The sequence below is a fragment of the Rhizobium sp. ZPR4 genome (assembly GCF_040215725.1).
Taxonomy (GTDB): domain Bacteria; phylum Pseudomonadota; class Alphaproteobacteria; order Rhizobiales; family Rhizobiaceae; genus Rhizobium; species Rhizobium rhizogenes_D.
The window spans coordinates 3,947,979-3,967,285 of the sequence record NZ_CP157967.1; the positions used below are offsets into that span (position 1 = coordinate 3,947,979).

The following is a 19,307-nucleotide window of genomic DNA, read 5'->3' on the forward strand; positions in this document are numbered from 1 at the left end:
TGCCATAATCTTTTGCTGCCTGCGATTACGCAGGCGCGCGCATGAGGCGGCCGGAAAAGGAGGCCGCGCGATGAGTGTTTCGCTGGTATCTATTTGTTTTTATGGCGTATTGTGCAGCGCCAATGTCTCGGCCACGGAGAGCATGCGCTCCAGATCCTGTGGCCGCGAGAGGCGGTGATCGCCATCGCGCACAAGTGTTAACACCACATCGTCGGCCGGCAGATGCTCGACCAGCTTTAACGAATGCGAGAAAGGCACGTCGGCATCCTGCATACCCTGCAATATATGCACCGGGCAGCCGGTTTCGATGATGCCGGTGAGCACGCGATTGGCGCGGCCGTCCTCGATGAGGGCGCGGGTGAAGATGTTCGGCTCGGGGCTGTAGTCCGAAGGCTCCTCGAAATAACCGTGCTCCGCCAGCGATCGCCGCTCGACATCGGAAAGGTTGGGCTCGATGAGGTCGACGGTGAAATCGGGTGCCGGCGCGATCAGCACGAGGCCCGCAATGGCGGGTGCCTTCTTGCGCTTGCGCAGTTCCTGGATGATCCGAAGGGCGATCCAGCCGCCCATCGACGAGCCGACGAGAACGATCTTCTTTGGCTTGGTATGGTCGATGACGGCAAGCGCCTCTTCCAGCCAGCGCGAAATCGTGCCGTTGGTGAACTTGCCGCCGGATTGTCCGTGGCCGGAATAGTCGAAGCGGATGCAGCCGATACCAAGCCGCTCCGCCAGCGCATCCAGTTCCAGTGCCTTGGTGCCGCTCATGTCGGATCGATAGCCGGACAACCAGACGAAGCTGACATTCCTGGCGCCCTTGCCGGCGCCGCGCTGAATGATGGCGATCTGGCGTTCGCTCTCGCCCGTGCCAACGGGAAGGAAGGTCGGTTGGATGGCGGCGATGGTCTCGGACATGAAAAGCTCCCGGATTTTCTGCCCTATAGAACAGATTCGCGCCCGCGTGACCTGAAAAATCCTCGATCTTTTCGTCGGGCTCTCTATATAATTGGCGAAGATACTGTGTCCTTCGCGCATCTCGCGCTTCCGTGACGCTCTATTGACACGCGGGAGGTGCTTTTTTCCTGCTGTCATGCTATTGACTTCAACACAGCTTTTACGACATTTCCGTCAGTTGCGCCGACGGGGAGCGAGAGGCTTGCAACTATCCGAAACAATTCGTGGAGAATACGACCATTCGCAGACCCTTTAAAACCGATGCGCCCGTAAAGGACGGGCCACGTTCCAACAGGGAAATTCGCATTCCCAAAGTTCAGCTCATCGCTGCCGACGGCGCGAATATGGGCATTGTCCCGACCGACCAGGCATTGAGAATGGCAGAGGAGGCCGGTCTCGATCTGGTGGAGATTTCCCCCAATGCTGAACCGCCTGTGTGCAAGATCCTCGATCTGGGCAAGCTGAAATACGCCAACCAGAAGAAGGCCGCCGAGGCGCGCAAGAAGCAGAAGATTGTCGAAGTCAAAGAAATCAAGATGCGTCCCAACATCGACACCCATGACTATGAGGTGAAGATGAAGGCGATCGGTCGTTTCTTTGAAGAAGGCGACAAGGTGAAGGTAACCTTGAAGTTCCGCGGTCGCGAAATGGCTCACCAGGAACTGGGCATGAAGCTGCTTCAGCAGGTCAAGGAAGATACGATCGAGATCGCCAAGGTGGAGGCCGAGCCCAAGCTCGAAGGCCGCCAGATGATGATGGTACTTGCGCCGAAGTGAGGCGCAGGTTGAAATAAGAGGTCGGAGCCGTCCCATTGGGCGGCTTTTTCCTTTTTGTGGTCCGGTTGCGCGTTGTCATCGATCTGCAAAGATTCCTGCATTCGCACCGTTGCACTTCAGGGCAAGTGCGGTTATAAGCGCGCGTCCGAACTGACCGGCAGGGCATGCCGTGGCAGTTCAGAATGCTGGTGGAATGGTTCGTCACCGTATCCGCCGTTCAACAACAAACGCTCCGGCACCTTGTTGCAGCCCGGCCAGTCCGGATCTGTGGGAAGGGCTTTTAAGCAAAGCGCGCCAGGAAGCATCGAAGGAGTAGCAAAATGCCCAAGATGAAGACGAAGTCCTCTGCCAAGAAGCGGTTCAAGATCACCGCATCCGGCAAGGTCAAGGCAGCCGCTGCTGGCAAGCGCCACGGCATGATCAAGCGTAGCAACAAGTTCATTCGCGACGCCCGCGGCACCATGGTTCTCGCAGAACCGGATGGCCGTAAGGTTATCAAGAACTACTTGCCGAACGGTCTCTAAGACTATTCGTAACGCTATAGACTAAGGAGATCATGAAATGGCACGCGTAAAAAGAGGCGTTACCGCCCACGCCAAGCACAAGAAGGTTCTGAAGGCAGCCAAGGGCTTCTACGGCCGTCGCAAGAACACCATCCGTACCGCCAAGGCCGCCGTCGACCGTTCCAAGCAGTACGCTTACCGCGACCGCAAGGTCAACAAGCGCAACTTCCGCGCCCTCTGGATCCAGCGTATCAACGCTGCCGTCCGCGAGCATGGCCTGACATACGGCCGCTTCATCGACGGTCTGAACAAGGCTGGCATCGAAGTCGACCGCAAGGTTCTCTCCGACATGGCAATCCATGAGTCGGAAGCTTTCGGCGCGCTCGTCGCCGCTTCGAAGAAGGCGCTTGAGTACCTCAAGGACGCCGGCACGAAGAACGAGTTCGAAGCAGCCGTTAACTAACGCTGCCTCGCACGTCTTTCGTAAATTCATTATGAAACCCGCGCTGGCGAAACCGGCGCGGGTTTTGTGTTTTGCAGCATATGCTTTTCCATCGTGTCAGGCTTCCTTGTTGGGCGAGGCTCGAAAAATGGGTCGCGCATCGGGCGACAAGTGCCAAGGACCGCATTCTCGGCGTGTTTTTGTCATTTGCCCGGTTGATTGGCCGCCTGCACATGGATAGTGATCTGCAGCGCCTCATCGTTGCCACAAGCTGTCTGATGTGGGCGTTCATCCATTATTCCGCGGAATGAGCGGCGTTCCAAGCCCGCCGCCCGCAAGGCAGGATCAGATGACGGAACTCGTAACACTCGAAACCCAACTCATGGCCGAGGTGGCCGCGGCGACCGACGAGCAGTCGATCGAAGCCGTCAGGGTCGCTGCACTCGGCAAGAAGGGCTCGGTTTCGGAACTGCTGAAGACGCTGGGCTCGATGTCGCCGGAAGAACGGCAGACGCGTGGTGCGGCGATCAACGCTCTGAAAAACTCTGTCACCGACGCGATCAACGAGCGCAAGGGTGCGCTGCGCGATGCCGCAATCGACGCGAAGCTGAAGGCCGAGACCGTCGATGTCAGCCTGCCGGTGCGCTCGTCGCCGACTGAGCGCGGCCGCATCCATCCAATCAGCCAGATCGTCGACGAAATCACCGCGATCTTCGGCGACATGGGCTTCTCGATCGCTGAAGGCCCCGATGTCGAGACAGATTATTATAACTTCACGGCGCTAAATTTCCCCGAGGGGCACCCGGCCCGCGAGATGCACGACACCTTCTTCTTCCAGCCGGATGAAAAGGGTGAGCGCAAGGTGCTGCGCACGCACACCTCGCCGGTGCAGATCCGCACCATGGAAGCGCAGAAGCCGCCGATCCGCATCATCATTCCCGGCAAGACCTATCGCCAGGATAGCGACGCCACGCATTCGCCGATGTTCCATCAGGTCGAAGGCCTCGTCATCGACAAGACGGCCAACGTCGCCAATATCCGCTGGGTGCTCGAAGAGTTCTGCAAGACCTTCTTCGAGGTCGACAATGTGACGATGCGGTTCCGCCCGTCCTTCTTCCCGTTCACGGAACCGTCCTTCGAGGTCGATATCCAGTGCGACCGCTCCGGCCCGATCGTCAAGTTCGGCGAAGGTACCGACTGGATGGAAATCCTCGGCTGCGGCATGGTGCATCCGAACGTGCTGCGCCACGGCGGCCTCGATCCGGACGAATATCAGGGCTTTGCCTGGGGCATGGGCCTCGACCGCATTGCCATGCTGAAATACGGCATGCCCGACCTGCGCGACTTCTTTAACGCCGATGTCCGCTGGATGAACCACTATGGCTTCCGCCCGCTCGATATGCCGACCCTGTTCGGCGGTCTGAGCGCGTAAGGAAGGGATAAAGCACATGAAATTCACACTCTCCTGGCTGAAAGAGCATCTGGAAACCGACGCATCGCTCGACGAGATCTGTACCCGCCTGACACAGATCGGGCTGGAAGTGGAAGAGGTCGACAACAAGGCCGCGTTCAAGCCCTTCGTCATCGCCAAGGTTCTCTCGGCCGAAAAGCACCCGCAGGCCGATCGTCTGAAGGTGCTGATGGTCGACACCGGCAGCGGCGCGCCCGTGCAGGTCGTCTGCGGCGCTCCCAATGCGCGCGCCGGCCTCGTCGGCGCCTTCGCCGCTCCCGGCACCTATGTTCCCGGCATCGACGTGACGCTTGCCATCGGCAACATCCGCGGCGTCGAAAGCCGCGGCATGATGTGCTCGGAAAAGGAACTCGAAATTTCCGACAGCCATGACGGCATCATCGATCTGCCGGACGACGCACCTGTCGGCACGAGCTTCGCCGCCTATGCCGGCCTCGACGATCCGATGATCGAGATCAACCTGACGCCGAACCGTCCGGATTGCACAGGCGTCTACGGCATTGCCCGTGATCTCGCCGCATCCGGCCTCGGCACGCTGAAGCCGCGCGGCACGCCGTCTTTCGCGATCGAAGGCGAGACGTCGACCGAGCTCAAGATCGATCTCGACGATATCAGCCTTTGCCCGGGCTTTGCGCTCCGCCTCGTGCGCGGCGTCAAGAACGGCCCGAGCCCGAAGTGGATGCAGCAGCGCTTGGCTGCCATCGGTCTGCGCCCGATCAGCGCGCTTGTTGATATCACCAACTACATGACCTTCGACCAGGGCCGGCCGATGCACGTCTTCGACGCCGCCAAGGTCAAGGGCAATCTGGTCGTGCGCCGCGCCAAGGACGGCGAGACCGTGCTGGCGCTGGACGAGCGCGAGTACAAGCTCAACCCGAGCAATGTCGTCATTTCAGATGACAACGGCGTCGAGTCCATCGGCGGCATCATGGGCGGCGAGCACTCCGGCTGCGACGAGAACACCACGGACGTGCTGATCGAATCGGCGCTCTGGGACCCGATGAACATCGCCAAGAGCGGCCGCGGCCTCGGCATCATCACCGACGCGCGCTATCGGTTCGAGCGCGGCGTCGACCCGGAATACATGGTGCCTGGCCTCGAGCGCACGACCGAGCTGGTGCTTGCCTGCTGCGGAGGCACGGCTGCCAAGGCGCGCGTCGAAGGCTACAAGGGCTATGAGGCCAAGGTCGTCGATTTCCCGCTGTCGGAAGTCAAGCGCCTCACCGGCCTCGAAGTCTCGGCCGATGAGAGCAAGTCCATCCTGACGAAGCTTGGCTTCTCGGTCTCTGGTTCGGGTGAGCGCATTTCGGTCGCCGTTCCCTCCTGGCGCCCGGATGTCGACGGCAAGGCCGATCTCGTCGAAGAGATCATGCGCATCCATGGCGTCGACAACATCAAGCCGCAGCCGCTGGCAAGCCATGCGGCCGTCAACGGCAAGATCCTGACGACGCTGCAGATCCGTACGCGCGCCGCCAAGCGTGCACTGGCGTCGCGCGGCATGCTGGAAGCCGTCACCTGGTCCTTCATTTCCGAAGATCAGGCGAAGCTCTTCGGCGGTGGCTCCAATGCGCTGAAGCTTGCCAACCCGATCGCATCAGACATGTCCGACATGCGCCCCTCGCTGCTGCCGGGCCTGCTGTCGGCCGCGCAGCGCAATGCCGACAAGGGCTATGGCGACGTCGCGATCTTCGAAGTCTCCGGCACCTATGAGAGCGATACGCCTGAGGGACAGCGTCGCGTCGCCGGCGGTATCCGCCGCGGTACGGCAACGCTTGCCGGCGCCGGCCGCATGTGGTCGAACGCCGCCAAGGGCGGCGGCAAGCCGGTCGACGTCTTCGACGCCAAGGCCGATGCTCTCGCCGTGATCGAGGCCTGCGGCCTGCCGATGACCAACATCCAGATCGAGCAGGGCGGCCCGGCCTGGTATCACCCCGGCCGCTCCGGCACCATCAAGATGGGTCCGAAGGTCGTGCTCGGCTATTTCGGCGAATTCCATCCGAAGACGCTGGAAGCGCTCGATGTGTCGGGTGCGCTCGCCGGCTTCGAAGTCTATGTCGATGCCATGCCCGAACCGAAGAAGAAGGCGACCCGCACGAAGCCGGCGCTGGAGCTTTCTCCCTTCCAGGCCGTCAAGCGCGACTTCGCCTTCGTGGTTGACAAGTCGGTGGAAGCCGGCGCCATCGTCCGCGCCGCCGTCGGTGCCGACCGCAAGCTCGTGACCGGCGTCAACGTCTTCGACATCTTCGAGGGCGCATCGCTCGGCGAAGGCAAGAAGTCGATTGCCATCGAAGTGCAGATCCAGCCGGCCGAGCGCACGTTGACCGACGAGGATTTCGAGGCGCTGACGCAGAAGATCGTCGCGAATGTCACGAAGTCGACGGGTGGGGTGCTGAGAGGGTAATTGGCTGTCGAAGAGTTCGCGGAGGGTGCGTCACCCCCCTCTGTCACTTCGTGACATCTCCCCCACAAGGGGGGAGATTGGCAACCTGCGGCAGTCTTTCGCCTCAAGCTGACATCGCATCTTTTGAAACCGAGGTTTCTGTTTCAACGAGGATGAGCGGCATACTCTCAACAATCTCCCCCCTTGTGGGGGAGATGTCGCGAAAGCGACAGAGGGGGGTATCAAAGGCCCGGCATACTCGGTGCCGCATCACTACCGATGCAGATGATACACCTTGTTCACCACGCTCCACCGTCCATCGATCTTCACCAGCGACAGATAATCCGAAAACTTCATCCCGGCGAATTCGTCGACAACCTTGACGCTGGCGGCATCGCCTTCGATGTCGATCAGCTCGATGTCCATCAGCGGTATGGTGCCGGGCGGGGCGCTGCCTTCCTCGACGATGGCGGCGATGAATTCATCCCGCGTCATCCATTCCACCGCGCCCTGATAATTGCCGATGATACCAGCCCGCGGATGGAAGGCCTTGCGCAGCGCCGGCTCGTTCGCGAATGCCATTCCATCGACATAGAGATGAACAACCGCACGGATTGCCTGCTCTTCCGACATCTCGCCATTCCTCGTTTGAGTCATGCCTAGGATATCATGGACGCCGCCGGCTGACAAAAATGCGGGCAGCGTGCTCGCAATGATTTGAAGGATATTATTCCACGAAGACGCGCACGCTTGCCGCACGCCCGGCGGCATCGATGACGGTCAGCGTCGAATAGCCAGCGCCATCGGGCGTCCATTGATTGGTGCGGCGACGAGACATGTCGGGCAACGGTTTGCCGTTGGCGAGCCATCGGAACGGCGCCCGTCCACCCTGCAGCTTCAGCGCCAGCGGCATGATCTGGTCGTTGCCGCTGCTGGCGCCGAGATCGACGCGCGCGCCTTCGGGCGGATAGACGATCTGCGGCGCCGGTTCGCGGCTGGAGGCGGCCAGTAGGCCGGCTGCAGTCACGGAAAAGCGCCGTTGGCTGATCGGCAGCTCGGTCGGCGCGATGCGTACGGCGCCCATGGGAGCCGGAGGGAAGGGGGTTATGGCAACGCCCGATTTGGCGAAGGCCTCGAACAGGATGGGGGCGGCGGAAACATAGCCTGCAAGCCCCGGCACGGCGCCATTGTCCGGGCGGCCGACCCAGACGCCAAGCACATGCGCACCATCATAGCCGATCGACCAGGCATCGCGATTGCCGTAGCTGGTGCCGGTCTTGTAGGCGATGCCGAGCTGCTTGCTGCCGCGCGGCGCGATGATGTCGGAGAGAATATCGGTGATGTTCCAGACCGCGATCGGCTCCATCAGCGGCTCGCCGTCGATCGGTCCCGGCTCGTCCTGAACGCCATCGCCGATGCGCATCGCCTTGCCGCGATTGGCAAGCCCGGCATAGAGCTGCACCAGATCCTTCAGCGTCACGCCGACGCCGCCAAGGCCGATGGCAAGGCCGGGCGCCTCGTTCGGCGGCAGCTTCGGCTTCACCTCGGCGCGACGGAAGCGCACCAGCAGGCGAGTCGGCCCGACCGCGTCGAGCAGACGCACGGCCGGCACATTGAGGGATAGCTGTAGCGCCTGGCGCACGCTGACATCGCCCTGGTAGCTCATGTCGAAATTGCGCGGGCGATAGCCGTAGAAATCGGCGGGGCGATCCTCGATGATCGTCTCCTGCGCCACATAACCCTGCTCGAAGGCAAGACCGTAGATGAAGGGTTTCAGCGTCGAGCCGGGCGAGCGCAGCACGCGCGTCATGTCGACCCAGCCGGCGCGCGAGGAATCGAAATAATTGGCCGAGCCGACTTCGCCGATGATCTCGCCGGTCTTGGCGTCGGCCATGATCATGGCGACAGACACCTTCGGCCCGAGCCGCTTCGCCGCCGCATCGGCAACGGCTTCCAGACCCTGCTGCACATCCCGCCGCAGCGTCGTCTTATGCTTGATGACGCCGGGCTGCTTCTTGAGTGCCAGTTCGGCCAGATGGGCGGCATAGGCCGGCAGCTGCCGCCGGTCCGCTGGAATAGGCGAGAGCGACGCGCGTTCCGCTTCGCCCTCACCGATCACGGTAGCGACGGCGGCGCGCTCGAGCACGCGATGGCGGGCGGCTTGTGCTGCGGCGAGATTGCGGTCCGGCCGGCGCTTTTCCGGCAACTGCGGCAGGGCAACCAGCAGGCCTGCCTGCGCGACGGTCAGGTGCTTCGGCTCCTTGCCGAAATAGGCAAGGCTCGCGGCGCGCACGCCTTCCAGATTGCCGCCATAGGGCGCGTGGGTCAGGTAGAGGTCGAGGATCTGTTCCTTGGTCAGCCGCCGCTCGATCTGGATGGCGCGGACGACCTGCAGGAGCTTTGCCGTCATCGAGCGCTCGCTGCGCGGCTCGATCAGGCGCGCCACCTGCATGGAGAGCGTCGAACCGCCCGACACGATGCGGCCGTGGGTGACGAGCTGCAGGAAGGCGCGGCCGATCGCCATGGGATCGACGCCGTGGTGGTCGTAGAAGCGCCGATCCTCATAGGCGACCAGCATGCGCAGATATTGCGGATCGACATCGGCAACGCCGGTCTTCAGCCGCCAGCGGCCCTCAGGCGTTGCGAAGGCACGCAGCAGATCGCCATTGGCGTCGAGCACTTCGGCCGAGACTATGCGGGCATTGTCGAGCGGCGGCGGATAGGCGCGGTCTGCGGCTTCCAGGCCAAAGACCAGAGCCACCACCATCAAGGCAGTGGCTCCAAAGCCGATCGCAATTTTCCACCGCGCCTTCATGACTGCTTCTTACTGCTGGGCGCCCAGCACCTCCATGCGGCCCATCGCCGTGCGGGCCGAAAACTGCGGACGATACATGTCCTCGACGCTTGCGGCCGGATGATCGTAGACGCCGGGGGTCACGGCGCGCACGACATAGGCGAAGGTCATGTCACGGTCTGCTCCGGAATTCTGGTCGAAGGCGGCGACGAAACGGTCGTTGCGGAATTCGACATGGGCGGGCTGAACTTCGCTGAGGAAGTCGAAGTTCGAGAGCTGGGCGCTGTTGACGATGCTCGGATTGTCGATCTCGAAGCCTGCAGGCAGGAGATCGGTCACGAGGATGCGCTGCGGCCAGTCATTGTCTTCGGTCACGTGCAGCACGACCACATAGCGCTCGTTCTGCTGTGCCTGGCTGACATTCGCCTCTTCGCCGTCGAGCGTGTAGTATTTGCGTTCGATCTTGAAGCCGTTGCCGCCGGCCGGCAGCTGCGCAACCGGAGCCGCGACCGTAGTCACGGCAGCCGACAGCGGCTGGCGGGTGGTGTTGGTGACAGTCAGCGGATGGCCCATCAGGGCGTCGCCGCTCATCTGGGCCATGTAGGTGCCGCTATGGGCGGCGCCGTTGACATCGAGCGTCAGGCCGTCATCGCCGTTCTGCAGAGCGCGGGCGGCGAGCAGCATCCAGGTCTGTTCCTGCGTGCTGGTATATTTCCGGCTCTGCCAATCCTTGGCGACGACGCTTGCGAGTTCCGGAATGATCGGGGGCACCGGACGGCTTTCGGCCGCCAGCGCCAGCACGGCGGCGCCATCGCGCAGCGACGAACCGTAATCCGAGCGGATGAAGCTGACCTTGGTCACCGCCGCCTGCTGCGACATCTGCAGCGAGTCCACGAAGATGTTGCGCGAGCGCTGTGCATCCCCGTAAAGCGCGAGAGCCGAAGCCAGGTGCGCCTTGGAGAGCGGCGTCGGGAAATCGTTCAGCATGGTGTCCGCATAGTAGCGCAGATCGCTGATCGAAGCCTTCTTGTTGCGCGCCAGCACGTAGAGCGCATAGGCGATCTCGTTGCCGTTATCCTTGACGTTGGTATTGGCACTCAGCGCATTCTGGAGGTTTTCGAGCCCCTGCACCATGGCCTGGTCCGGCACGCTGTACTTCTGCTCGCGGGCGCGGGTCAGGAAGTCCATCACGTAAGCATCGAGCCAGAGATCGCCGGAGCCCGGCCCCCAGAGGCCGAAGCTGCCGGTGGAGGACTGGTAGGACATTTCGCGATAGATGGCGTCCTGCACGCGCTTGTGGATCTCGGTATCGTCGGCAAGGCCGTTCTTGATGGCCATGTCGCTGAAATAGAGCAGCGGCATGGCGCTGCTCGCCGTCTGTTCCGCGCAGCCATAGGGATAGCGACTGAGGCTCATCAGCAGCGCCGGCACGTCGAAGGCGCTGGAGCGGCTGACATTGACGCTGACCGAGGCGCCGGGCAACACGCTGTCGGCGAGAAGGTCGGCATTGACCGTCAGGCTCTTGCCGGGGGCAAGCGCGATGACGCGCCGTTCGGTCAGCGGCAGCTGCGACGGGCGCACCGGGATATCGACCGATTGGTCGAGCGACATGCCCGACGCATTCGACAGCTTGATCGAAACCGTGCCGTCACCCGGCTGTCCGCCGGTCAGCGGTAGGGTGATGTTGTATTTTCCGCCGGTCTGAAGGTTGATCTTCTGCTGTGTGGCATTTGCGTCCACCGTCACCGCGCTGTTGCCCGTCACCGCGAGCGTGTACTCGCCGGCAGGGGCATCGGTATTGGCGACGTCGAGACGCAGGTTTGCCTTGTCCCCGGGCGCCAGGAACTTCGGCAGGCTTGCGGTGACGACGACGGGATCGCGGATGATCACGTCGCGCGTCGCGTGGCCGACGCCGGCCTTCGACCAGGCAACGGCCATCAGCCGTGCCGTGCCGTTGAACTGCGGGATGTCGAAGCTGACATTGGCCTTGCCGTTGGCATCGAGCTTGATCGGACCGGAGAAGAAGGCGATCAGCTTTTCCTTCGGCGGGCTTGCCTGCAGGGCCGCCTGTCCGCCGTCGCCGCCGGTGCGCAGCTTGCCGGTCGCGCCAAGCGAGCCATCGATCAGGCGACCGTAGATGTCGCGGATTTCGAGACCGAGCTGACGCTGGCCGTAATACCAGTCATCCGGTGCCGGCGGCTGGTAGCGGGTCAGGTTGAGGATGCCGACATCGACGGCGGCGATCGTGACATAGGCGTCCTCGTTGGCGCCCGCGCCCGCGACCTGCAGAGCGACGTTCAGTGGCTGACGCGGCAGCGTCTTCTCGGGCGCGTCGATCTTGATCTGCAGCTTGCGCTCGCCGGGGTCGACCGGCGCCCATTTGATGCCGATGGCGCGCATCGGCATGCGGCTTTCCTGGGCGTCGCCGGGGCGGAAGAGGGTTGCCGTCAGATAGGTGCCGGCGCCCCAATCGGCCGTGACCGGGATATCGACTTCGCCGCCCGTCGCGCCGATATCGGCATTGGTGACCGAGATCAGCGTTTCCGAGCCCGCCGTCACCATCAACTGGCCGGCATAGCGCGAGGTCACCTTCAGCTTGGCCGTATCGCCGACATGGTAGCTTTCCTTGTCGAGCGCGATTTCGAGCGCATCCGGCGTTTCCGTCGAGGTGGAGGCGACATACCAGCCGGCATTGAACTCGACGCTGGATTGAGGGCCGTTGGCATCGGCGGTGGAGACTTCGAGGCGATAGCGGCCCCAGGTGACGGGCATGGAAATCGCCGCGCCATCCGTCGTGGCGTTGACCGTGCCGACCGCCACCTGCTTGGTGGACATGATCGGCTCGAACTTCCAGCTGCTGCCATCGCGATACCATTGATAATTGCGCTCGACGCTGAGCAGCTTCCAGGTCAGGCCCTGCATGGCCTGCTTCTGGCCGTTGGCGTCCACGGCGATGATGTGGAAGTTGCCGACGGAGTTTTCGCCGAGATCGCCGTCGAATTCCGGCTTGATGCCGATGCGCGGACCATCCGCCTTGACGGGCAGGGTCAGCGAGCGCTCGACGGCGCGGCCGCCGGCTTCCTGCATGCGCACCGTGATATTGGCGTTCAGCAGCTGCGTGGTCGAAGGCGTGTCGTTGATCGTGACGTCGAAGGTGGTCTTGCCGTTTTCATCCAGCGCCTGCAGGTCTTCGAGCGGCACTTGCGTGCTCTCGGCCTTGCTGTCACCGCTGCTGCTGTCATCGTCGTCATTGTTTGCATTTGCCTTGCCTGCGCCTTCGTCGGCGAGGCCGAACTGATAGCCCTTGTAGGCGTCGCTCTGGCGCGTCGGCTTCAGCGTTACTTCGCCTTCAAGGTTGAGACCGGCGGCCGGCGCGCCATAGAGGTAGCGTCCGTCGACATTAACAGGCGTCGGCTGGCCAACTTCGATTTCCTTGGCGTCGCTCTTCATGTCGAATTCGATGCGATCCGGCACGAAATCGTCGACGAGGAAGGTCTGCGAGCCGATGGAGGCGCCCTTCGGGTCGGTATAGATGTTCATCGTCCAGGTGCCGCGCATCGAAGTCTGCTGCAGCGGCAGGTCGACATTGTAGCCGCCGAGCTTGCCGCCATCGGTGACGATACGGCGGTCTTCCACGCCATCCGGGCGCAGGAAGACGAAGGTGAGCGGCAGGCTATCGACCGCCGTCGAGCTGACGTCGCGGGCAAGGGCGGAGGCATGCACGGTCTCGCCGGCGCGGTAGATGCCGCGTTCGGTCCAGGTGAGCAGGTCGATCGCGCCGGGCGCGGTGCGGCCGGCCACGCCGCGGTCGGAAAGATCGAAGCCGGCGCGGGTCATGTCGAGGAAGACATAATCCTGGTCGCCATTCTGGGCGGTGATGACGGCCGGCGTCATGCCCGCCGTGCCGCGCATCAGGCCGGCGCTGAAAACGGCGCGGCCATTGTCGTCCGTCTTTGCGGTGCCAAGGATTTCGTTGTTCTTGGCAAGCAGCTGCAGCTGGATGCCGGCGAGCGGCTTAGCGCTGCCGAGCGAGCGGGCGAAAACATTCAGCCCGTCGGTGCCGGCATAGGTGGTGACGCCGATATCGGAAACGACGAACCACTGCGTCGCCTGCGGGTCCCACTCGTGGCCGCCGTTGGGCGCAACCGCGGTCAGCACATAGACGCCGGGCTTGCGCTGCGGCAGCGCCTCGTCGACCGGGAAGCTGGTTGCGACTTCCTTGTTGAGTTCCTGCTTGATCTCGATGGAACCCTGCCAGACCAGCTCGCCATTGGTGTCCTGGATGGTTTGGGCGCTGTAGCTGTCCACCTGCGTCAGGAACTGAGAGTTGTTCAGAAGCTGCGCGATATTGCGGTCGCCGATGCGGTAGAGCTTGAGATTGGCCGTGTTGGCATTGACTGAAACGATCGGGATGCCGCGACGCGCGGTCGAGGGCAGGACGAAATTGTCGCCGGTGAAGCGCAGCGAAGCGGCGCGATCCTTGACGTAGATGTCGACATTGACCTGCGAGGCGAGGTTTTCATCCACCGAGGAGGGCAGGCCGGCGCGCAGGGAAATGCGGTAGTGCTGGCCGAATTCCAGGCCTTCGACGCAGATCTGGTTGTCCTTGGCGTCGACACCCTTCGGCGCGGCGCCGTTGAGGGTGACGAAGGGCGTATAGTCGACGCCGCTCTTCACCAGCTTTTCGGAGAACTGTACGCAGGCGCGCGGCGAGGCATTGTCGTTGTCGAGCGTGTTGCCGGTAACACGGAAGCCCTGACGGGCCAGGAGATCGTTATAGGCTGCCTGGACGGCGGCGGAGCTGACGAGGTTGAGACTCGCCTTGTAGGCGCTGAGCGCCGGACGATAGTTCTGCGCGTTCTTCAGTGCTTCGGCAAGCACGGCCAGAGCATCGGCACGGCTGCTCGTCGTGCGGGTCAGCTGATAGCCGTTAAGCGCGGCATAGGCGGCCCTCGTGGCGACGGAGGTATCGTTCGTGATCGTATTGGCGGCGCGCGCCATCTCGACCCACAGGTCGCCATTGTCGGGGCTCAGCGAGAGCGCACCCTGGAAGGCATTCAGTGCATTGTTGACATTGCCCGAGGTCAGCTCGATGCGGCCGAGCGCGATCAGGCTTTCGACGCCCTGGCCCTTCAGCTCATTGCCAAGTGTCAGCGTGTTCTTTGCATCGCGCGCGCTCTGGACGAAATTGTCGGAGAGGAAGGAAAGGGCAGGGGCTGCGCCGATATCCGGCTCGCTGGTGGCCACCGTCTCGACGATCTTGCCGGCGATCGCGCCGGGGAAATTGTTGAGCTGGTTGAAGTCCGACTTCATGAAGCACCACTTCACCTTGGGATTGTAGGTGAAGGCCTTGCAGGATTTGTCGCCGATGCAGGAGGCGGAGCACTGGTCCAGCGTCACGTTCTGCTCTGTGCGCAGATCGAAGCCGAAGTAATCGCCATCCTTCGTGGTGACCACCTGGCGCTTTACGTCAGCCGCGACCGAAGGGGTCAGAGATGCGAAAGTGGCGAGAAGAAAAGCAGAGAAGCCGATAAACGCGCGCTTAGACATAAGTCCTCCCAACGCTGCCCGTTTTTGATGGCGGCAATCTTCAAATTTCGGACCCGTTTGTCAACCGAGCGTCGAGCGGCGGCGTGCGCTTTGCGCCTATGACGATTTGTCTACGCGCTTGAAAGAGGCTGCAAATCAGGCGATTCGCATGTTTGGTTGCGTCTCGGCGAGGCTTCACTTTTCTTTTCAGTCCCAAAAAGACACCGGCCTTGATGGCCGGTGTCTTTGCCTGGGCAGGAAAGGCAGCCCGTTTGTCATATATTCGTCATGGCAAGAGAGGCATCCGTATACCGTTTGCCGGCAACAGTTTCCGGTGAGATGATGTCACCGAGTTCCTTCACTTCCTTCGGCGACAGCACAATATCGGCAGCCGACGAATTCTGCTCGAGATGGTGCAGCTTGCGCGCCCCGGGGATCGGCACGATGTCGTCGCCCTGATGCAGCACCCATGCGAGCGCCAGTTGTGCGGCCGTCACGCCCTTTTCCTCGGCAAGCGTCTGAAGTCTCGCGACGAGGACCGCGTTGGCGTCAAAATTCTCGCTCTGGAAGCGCGGCAGCGAGCGGCGGAAATCGTCGTCGGCGAGATCGCCAGTCTGGCGGATCGCACCCGTCAGGAAGCCACGGCCGAGCGGGCTGTAGGGCACGAAGCCGATGCCGAGCTCGCGGCAGGTGGCAAGCACATCCTCTTCCGGATCGCGGCTCCAGAGCGAGTATTCGCTCTGGAGGGCAGCGATCGGATGCACCGCATGGGCGCGGCGTATGGTGGCGGAGCCGGCCTCGGACAAGCCGAGCGCCCGCACCTTGCCCTCTTTCACCAGCTCCGCCATGGCGCCGACCGTATCTTCGATCGGCACGTTCGGATCGACGCGATGCTGATAGAAGAGGTCGATGACATCGGTGCCGAGCCGCTTCAGTGAAGCCTCGGCGACTTGCCTGACATGTTCGGGCCGACTGTCGACGCCGATCATGGCAGCCGGGCCTGATTTCGTGTGATCGAGCTTGAAACCGAATTTCGTGGCGATGACTACGCGGTCGCGAACGGGCTTCAGCGTGCGGCCGAGCAGCTCCTCGTTGGTGAAGGGGCCATAGACTTCAGCTGTGTCGAAGAAAGTGACGCCGAGATCGACGGCGCGATGGAGCGTCTTGACGGATTCGGCTTCGTCGGCGGCGCCATAGGCAAAGCTCATGCCCATGCAGCCGAGCCCAACGGCGGAAACGGTGAGATCCTTACCAAGCCTGCAGGTTTTCATGGTGTGTTCCTTTTGAGACGTATGAGAGCGGCAGTGGTCGATGCCTGCTGCCTACACGCTCAAATTAGGGTCCGACATAATGAATGAAAATCCATGCAAATCCTAATAGGTTGTTCTATAATTTAGATCAATGAACAGAACTCAGCTCTCCCAGCTCGCGGTATTCGCCGCCGTCGCCGCCCATCGCAGTTTCCGTGCTGCCGGCAAGGAACTGTCGATCGCACCGTCTGCGGTCAGCCATGCCGTTTCCAGCCTCGAGGAAAGCCTTGGCGTGCGGCTGCTCGCCCGCACCACGCGCAGCGTGCTCCCGACGGAGGAAGGTCAGGCGCTGCTTCAAAGGCTGGCGCCGGCCCTGGAGGAAATCGATATCGCATTGGAGGATACGCTTGCGACGCGAGGCCGCCCGGCGGGGACGCTGCGCATCACCGCCCCGCGCTTTGCTTCCGATCTCCTCATGGCGCCGAGGCTTGGAGATTTCCTCAACACCTACCCGGACATCACGCTGGAGATCGCCAACGAGGATGGCTTCAGCAACATCGTCAAGGACGGCTACGATGCCGGCATCCGTCTGGCGGAAAGCATCGAAGGCGACATGATCGCGGTGAAGGTCTCGCCTGACATCCGCACCGTCATTGCCGGCTCCCCCGCCTATTTCGAGAAGAATCCCAAGCCGCAGCATCCGCGCGATCTCGTGCATCATCGTTGCATCAAGCGGCGTTTCACCGATGGTTCGCTCTATCGTTGGGAGTTCGAGAAGGATGGCCGCGAGCTGGTCATTGCCATCGATGGCCCTCTGATCGTCATCGAGGACCGGCTGGGCGTCCTAGCCGCGCTGAATGGCGCCGGCCTCGCCTATCTCTTCGATATTCGTGTGCAGCAGGAGCTGGCCGAGGGCAAGCTCATCCGTGTTCTGGAGGATTGGTGCCCGCCCTATCCCGGCTTCTGCATCTATTACCCAAGCCGCCGCCAGATGCGCCCGGCGCTCAGAGCCTTCATAGATTTCTTCAAATACACAGGGCCTTAGAGCGCTCGAAATTGCTTTGGAACGAGCAATGCGCGGCTGCTGACAGAATTCGGGTGGCGATGATGCGATAACTCGTCTCGACTGATCGGATGATTTCAGAAGGGGATTGCAGCGATGAGAAAACCGGGATCGATGAAGGGGCTCGAGGATCTCGGCCGCGTCAGACTGTCGAAGAACTTCTTCTTTCGCGATTTCCTGCATTCGGAAATCGCTGATTTCTATCGCATCCCCAATATTCCGGAAGACCCGGATCTGGCGATCGAGACGGGCCGCAGGCTCTGCGAGGAATTGCTGGAGCCGCTGGAAGCGACCTTTGGCCGGCTACATATCCGCTCCGGCTATCGCTCTCCCGAGGTCAACGCTTTCGGCAACAGGAACGGGCTGAATTGCTCGACCAACCCGCACACCGCCGCGCATCACATCTGGGACATGCGCGATCTCGATGGCTGCATGGGGGCTGCCGTCTGCATCGTCGTGCCTTGGCTCATCGATCATCATAACCATGAGGGCGATTGGCAGAAGCTCGCCTGGTGGATCCACGATCATCTGCCCTATGCGTCGCTCTGCTTCTTCCCGAAGCTGTGGGCCTTCAACATCCAGTGGCACGAGCGGCCGATGCGAACGATCCAGAGCTATGTCAGCCCACGCGGCATGCTGACCAAGCGGGGCATGGCGAACTGGGAGGGCGATCATTCCGCCCACTATGAGGGCTTTCCGAAACTCAGATAATGACACGATAGCGGATATGCCCGTCGCTCTCGACATAGGTGTCGTAGAGTTTGCGGGCGGTCGCATTGCCTTCTTCGGTGTGCCAGTAAAGACGCGCCCAGCCGTTCTTCTTGCAGAGCGCGACGAGATCGTTGAGCAGCGCCCGGCCGACACCACGGCCTCGGGCACTTTCGTCGACGAACAGGTCTTCCAGATAGCAGTCCGGCGCGCGCACCCAGGTGCCCTCATGCGTGATGCAGAGCGTGAAGCCCTTCACCTCGCCACCGACTTCGGCCACGCGCATGAAGATGGCCGACGCCGGATCGAAGACCCGGCGCCAGGTCGCATCGGTGATGTCGGGCGCGATGGTGACGCCGTAGAAGGCCAGGTATCCGTCCCAAAGCGCACGCCAGCGCGCTTCGTCTTCGGGCCTGGCGTCTCGGATCGTCACGGTCATCGGTCTGCCTCTATCTATTCACCAGCTGCGTCGAGCAGGCGCATGGCATCATCGGAAAGCGAAAGCTTCGCCGAATTGATTAGCGCGTCGAGCTGGCTGAGGCTAGTCGCGCTGGCGATCGGGGCGGTGACGCCGCGCTTGCGCAGCAGCCAGGCAAGCGCGATCTCGGCGGGCTTTGCGCCGGTTTCGGCCGCGACCTTGTCGAGCGCTGCGAGGATGCGCAGGCCCTTGTCGTCGAGATAGGCGGCAACCCGGTTCTCGCGCGCCCGTCCCTCCGTATCCGCCTTGGTCCGATACTTGCCGGTGAGGAAGCCGGCGGCGAGGCTGAAATAGGTGATGACGCCGATGTCTTCCTTGACGCAGAGATCCGCCAGCGGTCCCTCGAAGCTGTCGCGGGCATAGAGGTTATATTCGGGCTGCAGCACGTCATAGTGCGGCAGGCCGGCCTTGGCGGCGGCATCGAGCGAGGCTTGAAGCTGCGTCGCATCGAGGTTCGAGCAGCCGACATGGCGGATCTTGCCCTGTTCCTTCAGCTTGGCATAGGCGGCAAGCGATTCCTCATGTGGTGTTTCAGGATCCGGCCAGTGTGAGAGGTAAAGGTCGATATGGTCGGTCTGCAGCCGCTTCAGCGAAGCTTCGGCCGCCTCGATGATATAGTCTGCCTTGAGGCCTTTCTTGCCAGGCCCCATGTCCGATCCGACCTTGGTGATGATGACGGCCTTGTCGCGGGAAACGCGGCCCTGCTTCAGCCATTTGCCGATGATCTCTTCGGAATCGCCGCCCTTGTTGCCGGGAACCCAGCGCGAATAGACATCGGCCGTGTCGATCGTATTGAAGCCGGCGTCGAAGAAGGCGTCGAGCAGTGCGTAGGAGGTTTTCTCATCGGCCGTCCAGCCGAAGACGTTGCCGCCGAAAACGATCGGGGCGACAAACAGATCGGTTCGTCCAAGCTTGCGCATGTCCATGATATCTCTCCAAATCACTTGAGGGGCAGGCCGGCG

14 protein-coding genes are annotated in these 19,307 nt (G+C 62.1%); 7 read left to right on the forward strand and 7 right to left on the reverse strand.

What is annotated here, in order from left to right:
- Window positions 1–99: 99 nt before the first annotated feature.
- Window positions 100–912 (reverse strand): alpha/beta hydrolase, encoded by an 813-nt coding sequence (locus ABOK31_RS18980; protein WP_349957187.1) that lies wholly within the window; start codon window positions 910–912, stop codon window positions 100–102.
- A gap of 278 nt (window positions 913–1,190) precedes the next feature.
- On the opposite strand from ABOK31_RS18980, the gene infC reads away from it, so the two are divergent.
- The 5 genes from infC (at window position 1,191) to pheT (ending at window position 6,544) form a co-directional block, all read left to right on the forward strand.
- The gene (gene infC / locus ABOK31_RS18985) at window positions 1,191–1,727 is read left to right on the forward strand and encodes a translation initiation factor IF-3 (RefSeq protein WP_174176104.1); all 537 of its coding nucleotides are present in this window, start codon (window positions 1,191–1,193) and stop codon (window positions 1,725–1,727) included.
- Between the two features lie 320 nt (window positions 1,728–2,047).
- Window positions 2,048–2,251 carry a 50S ribosomal protein L35 gene (rpmI, locus tag ABOK31_RS18990; protein WP_012759782.1) on the forward strand — a complete coding sequence of 68 codons (204 nt, stop codon included), beginning with the start codon at window positions 2,048–2,050 and terminating at the stop codon, window positions 2,249–2,251.
- A gap of 37 nt (window positions 2,252–2,288) precedes the next feature.
- On the forward strand, window positions 2,289–2,693 hold the full coding sequence (gene rplT, locus ABOK31_RS18995; RefSeq protein ID WP_174175997.1) for a 50S ribosomal protein L20: 405 nt from the start codon (window positions 2,289–2,291) through the stop codon (window positions 2,691–2,693).
- Between the two features lie 328 nt (window positions 2,694–3,021).
- A complete protein-coding gene (gene pheS, locus ABOK31_RS19000) occupies window positions 3,022–4,104 on the forward strand; it encodes a phenylalanine--tRNA ligase subunit alpha (protein WP_174175996.1) in 1,083 nt (360 codons plus the stop codon).
- A 16-nt stretch (window positions 4,105–4,120) separates the two neighbouring features.
- Window positions 4,121–6,544, forward strand: a complete 2,424-nt coding sequence (pheT, locus tag ABOK31_RS19005; protein WP_349957188.1) for a phenylalanine--tRNA ligase subunit beta — start codon at window positions 4,121–4,123, stop codon at window positions 6,542–6,544.
- A 252-nt stretch (window positions 6,545–6,796) separates the two neighbouring features.
- Here the strand turns inward: pheT and ABOK31_RS19010 are convergent, their stop codons facing one another.
- The 4 genes from ABOK31_RS19010 to ABOK31_RS19025 form a co-directional block, all read right to left on the reverse strand.
- Window positions 6,797–7,156, reverse strand: coding sequence for a nuclear transport factor 2 family protein (locus tag ABOK31_RS19010; protein WP_174176102.1), 360 nt, complete (start codon window positions 7,154–7,156; stop codon window positions 6,797–6,799).
- Window positions 7,157–7,250: 94 nt separating this feature from the next.
- Window positions 7,251–9,338 (reverse strand): penicillin-binding protein 1C, encoded by a 2,088-nt coding sequence (pbpC, locus tag ABOK31_RS19015; RefSeq protein WP_349957189.1) that lies wholly within the window; start codon window positions 9,336–9,338, stop codon window positions 7,251–7,253.
- Window positions 9,339–9,347: 9 nt separating this feature from the next.
- Window positions 9,348–14,867: an alpha-2-macroglobulin family protein gene (locus tag ABOK31_RS19020; RefSeq protein ID WP_349957190.1), complete on the reverse strand. Its 5,520-nt coding sequence runs from the start codon at window positions 14,865–14,867 to the stop codon at window positions 9,348–9,350.
- Between the two features lie 254 nt (window positions 14,868–15,121).
- Window positions 15,122–16,117, reverse strand: a complete 996-nt coding sequence (locus ABOK31_RS19025) for an aldo/keto reductase (RefSeq protein ID WP_349957191.1) — start codon at window positions 16,115–16,117, stop codon at window positions 15,122–15,124.
- A 130-nt stretch (window positions 16,118–16,247) separates the two neighbouring features.
- Between ABOK31_RS19025 and ABOK31_RS19030 the strand changes: the two genes are divergently transcribed.
- Both ABOK31_RS19030 and ABOK31_RS19035 read left to right on the forward strand, forming a co-directional pair.
- Window positions 16,248–17,141 carry a LysR family transcriptional regulator gene (locus ABOK31_RS19030; protein ID WP_349957192.1) on the forward strand — a complete coding sequence of 298 codons (894 nt, stop codon included), beginning with the start codon at window positions 16,248–16,250 and terminating at the stop codon, window positions 17,139–17,141.
- A 114-nt stretch (window positions 17,142–17,255) separates the two neighbouring features.
- Window positions 17,256–17,870 carry a hypothetical protein gene (locus ABOK31_RS19035; protein WP_174175984.1) on the forward strand — a complete coding sequence of 205 codons (615 nt, stop codon included), beginning with the start codon at window positions 17,256–17,258 and terminating at the stop codon, window positions 17,868–17,870.
- Here the strand turns inward: ABOK31_RS19035 and ABOK31_RS19040 are convergent.
- On the reverse strand, window positions 17,863–18,306 hold the full coding sequence (locus tag ABOK31_RS19040; protein ID WP_174175982.1) for a GNAT family N-acetyltransferase: 444 nt from the start codon (window positions 18,304–18,306) through the stop codon (window positions 17,863–17,865). The genes ABOK31_RS19035 and ABOK31_RS19040 overlap by 8 nt on opposite strands.
- A 14-nt stretch (window positions 18,307–18,320) precedes the next feature.
- Entirely contained in the window at window positions 18,321–19,271 is a 951-nt protein-coding gene (locus ABOK31_RS19045; protein ID WP_349957194.1) for an aldo/keto reductase, read from the reverse strand.
- Between the last annotated feature and the right edge of the window lie 36 nt (window positions 19,272–19,307).

What these genes read in the sequence shown, in the direction of transcription:
- ABOK31_RS18980 (WP_349957187.1), bottom strand. Translation starts at nt 912, where the DNA reads ATGTCCGAGACCATCGCCGCCATCCAACCGACCTTCCTTCCCGTTGGC.
- ABOK31_RS19020 (WP_349957190.1), bottom strand. Translation starts at nt 14,867, where the DNA reads ATGTCTAAGCGCGCGTTTATCGGCTTCTCTGCTTTTCTTCTCGCCACT.
- pheT (WP_349957188.1), top strand. Translation starts at nt 4,121, where the DNA reads ATGAAATTCACACTCTCCTGGCTGAAAGAGCATCTGGAAACCGACGCA.
- ABOK31_RS19025 (WP_349957191.1), bottom strand. Translation starts at nt 16,117, where the DNA reads ATGAAAACCTGCAGGCTTGGTAAGGATCTCACCGTTTCCGCCGTTGGG.
- rplT (WP_174175997.1), top strand. Translation starts at nt 2,289, where the DNA reads ATGGCACGCGTAAAAAGAGGCGTTACCGCCCACGCCAAGCACAAGAAG.
- ABOK31_RS19045 (WP_349957194.1), bottom strand. Translation starts at nt 19,271, where the DNA reads ATGGACATGCGCAAGCTTGGACGAACCGATCTGTTTGTCGCCCCGATC.
- pbpC (WP_349957189.1), bottom strand. Translation starts at nt 9,338, where the DNA reads ATGAAGGCGCGGTGGAAAATTGCGATCGGCTTTGGAGCCACTGCCTTG.
- ABOK31_RS19035 (WP_174175984.1), top strand. Translation starts at nt 17,256, where the DNA reads ATGAGAAAACCGGGATCGATGAAGGGGCTCGAGGATCTCGGCCGCGTC.
- rpmI (WP_012759782.1), top strand. Translation starts at nt 2,048, where the DNA reads ATGCCCAAGATGAAGACGAAGTCCTCTGCCAAGAAGCGGTTCAAGATC.
- ABOK31_RS19040 (WP_174175982.1), bottom strand. Translation starts at nt 18,306, where the DNA reads ATGACCGTGACGATCCGAGACGCCAGGCCCGAAGACGAAGCGCGCTGG.
- ABOK31_RS19030 (WP_349957192.1), top strand. Translation starts at nt 16,248, where the DNA reads ATGAACAGAACTCAGCTCTCCCAGCTCGCGGTATTCGCCGCCGTCGCC.
- ABOK31_RS19010 (WP_174176102.1), bottom strand. Translation starts at nt 7,156, where the DNA reads ATGTCGGAAGAGCAGGCAATCCGTGCGGTTGTTCATCTCTATGTCGAT.
- pheS (WP_174175996.1), top strand. Translation starts at nt 3,022, where the DNA reads ATGACGGAACTCGTAACACTCGAAACCCAACTCATGGCCGAGGTGGCC.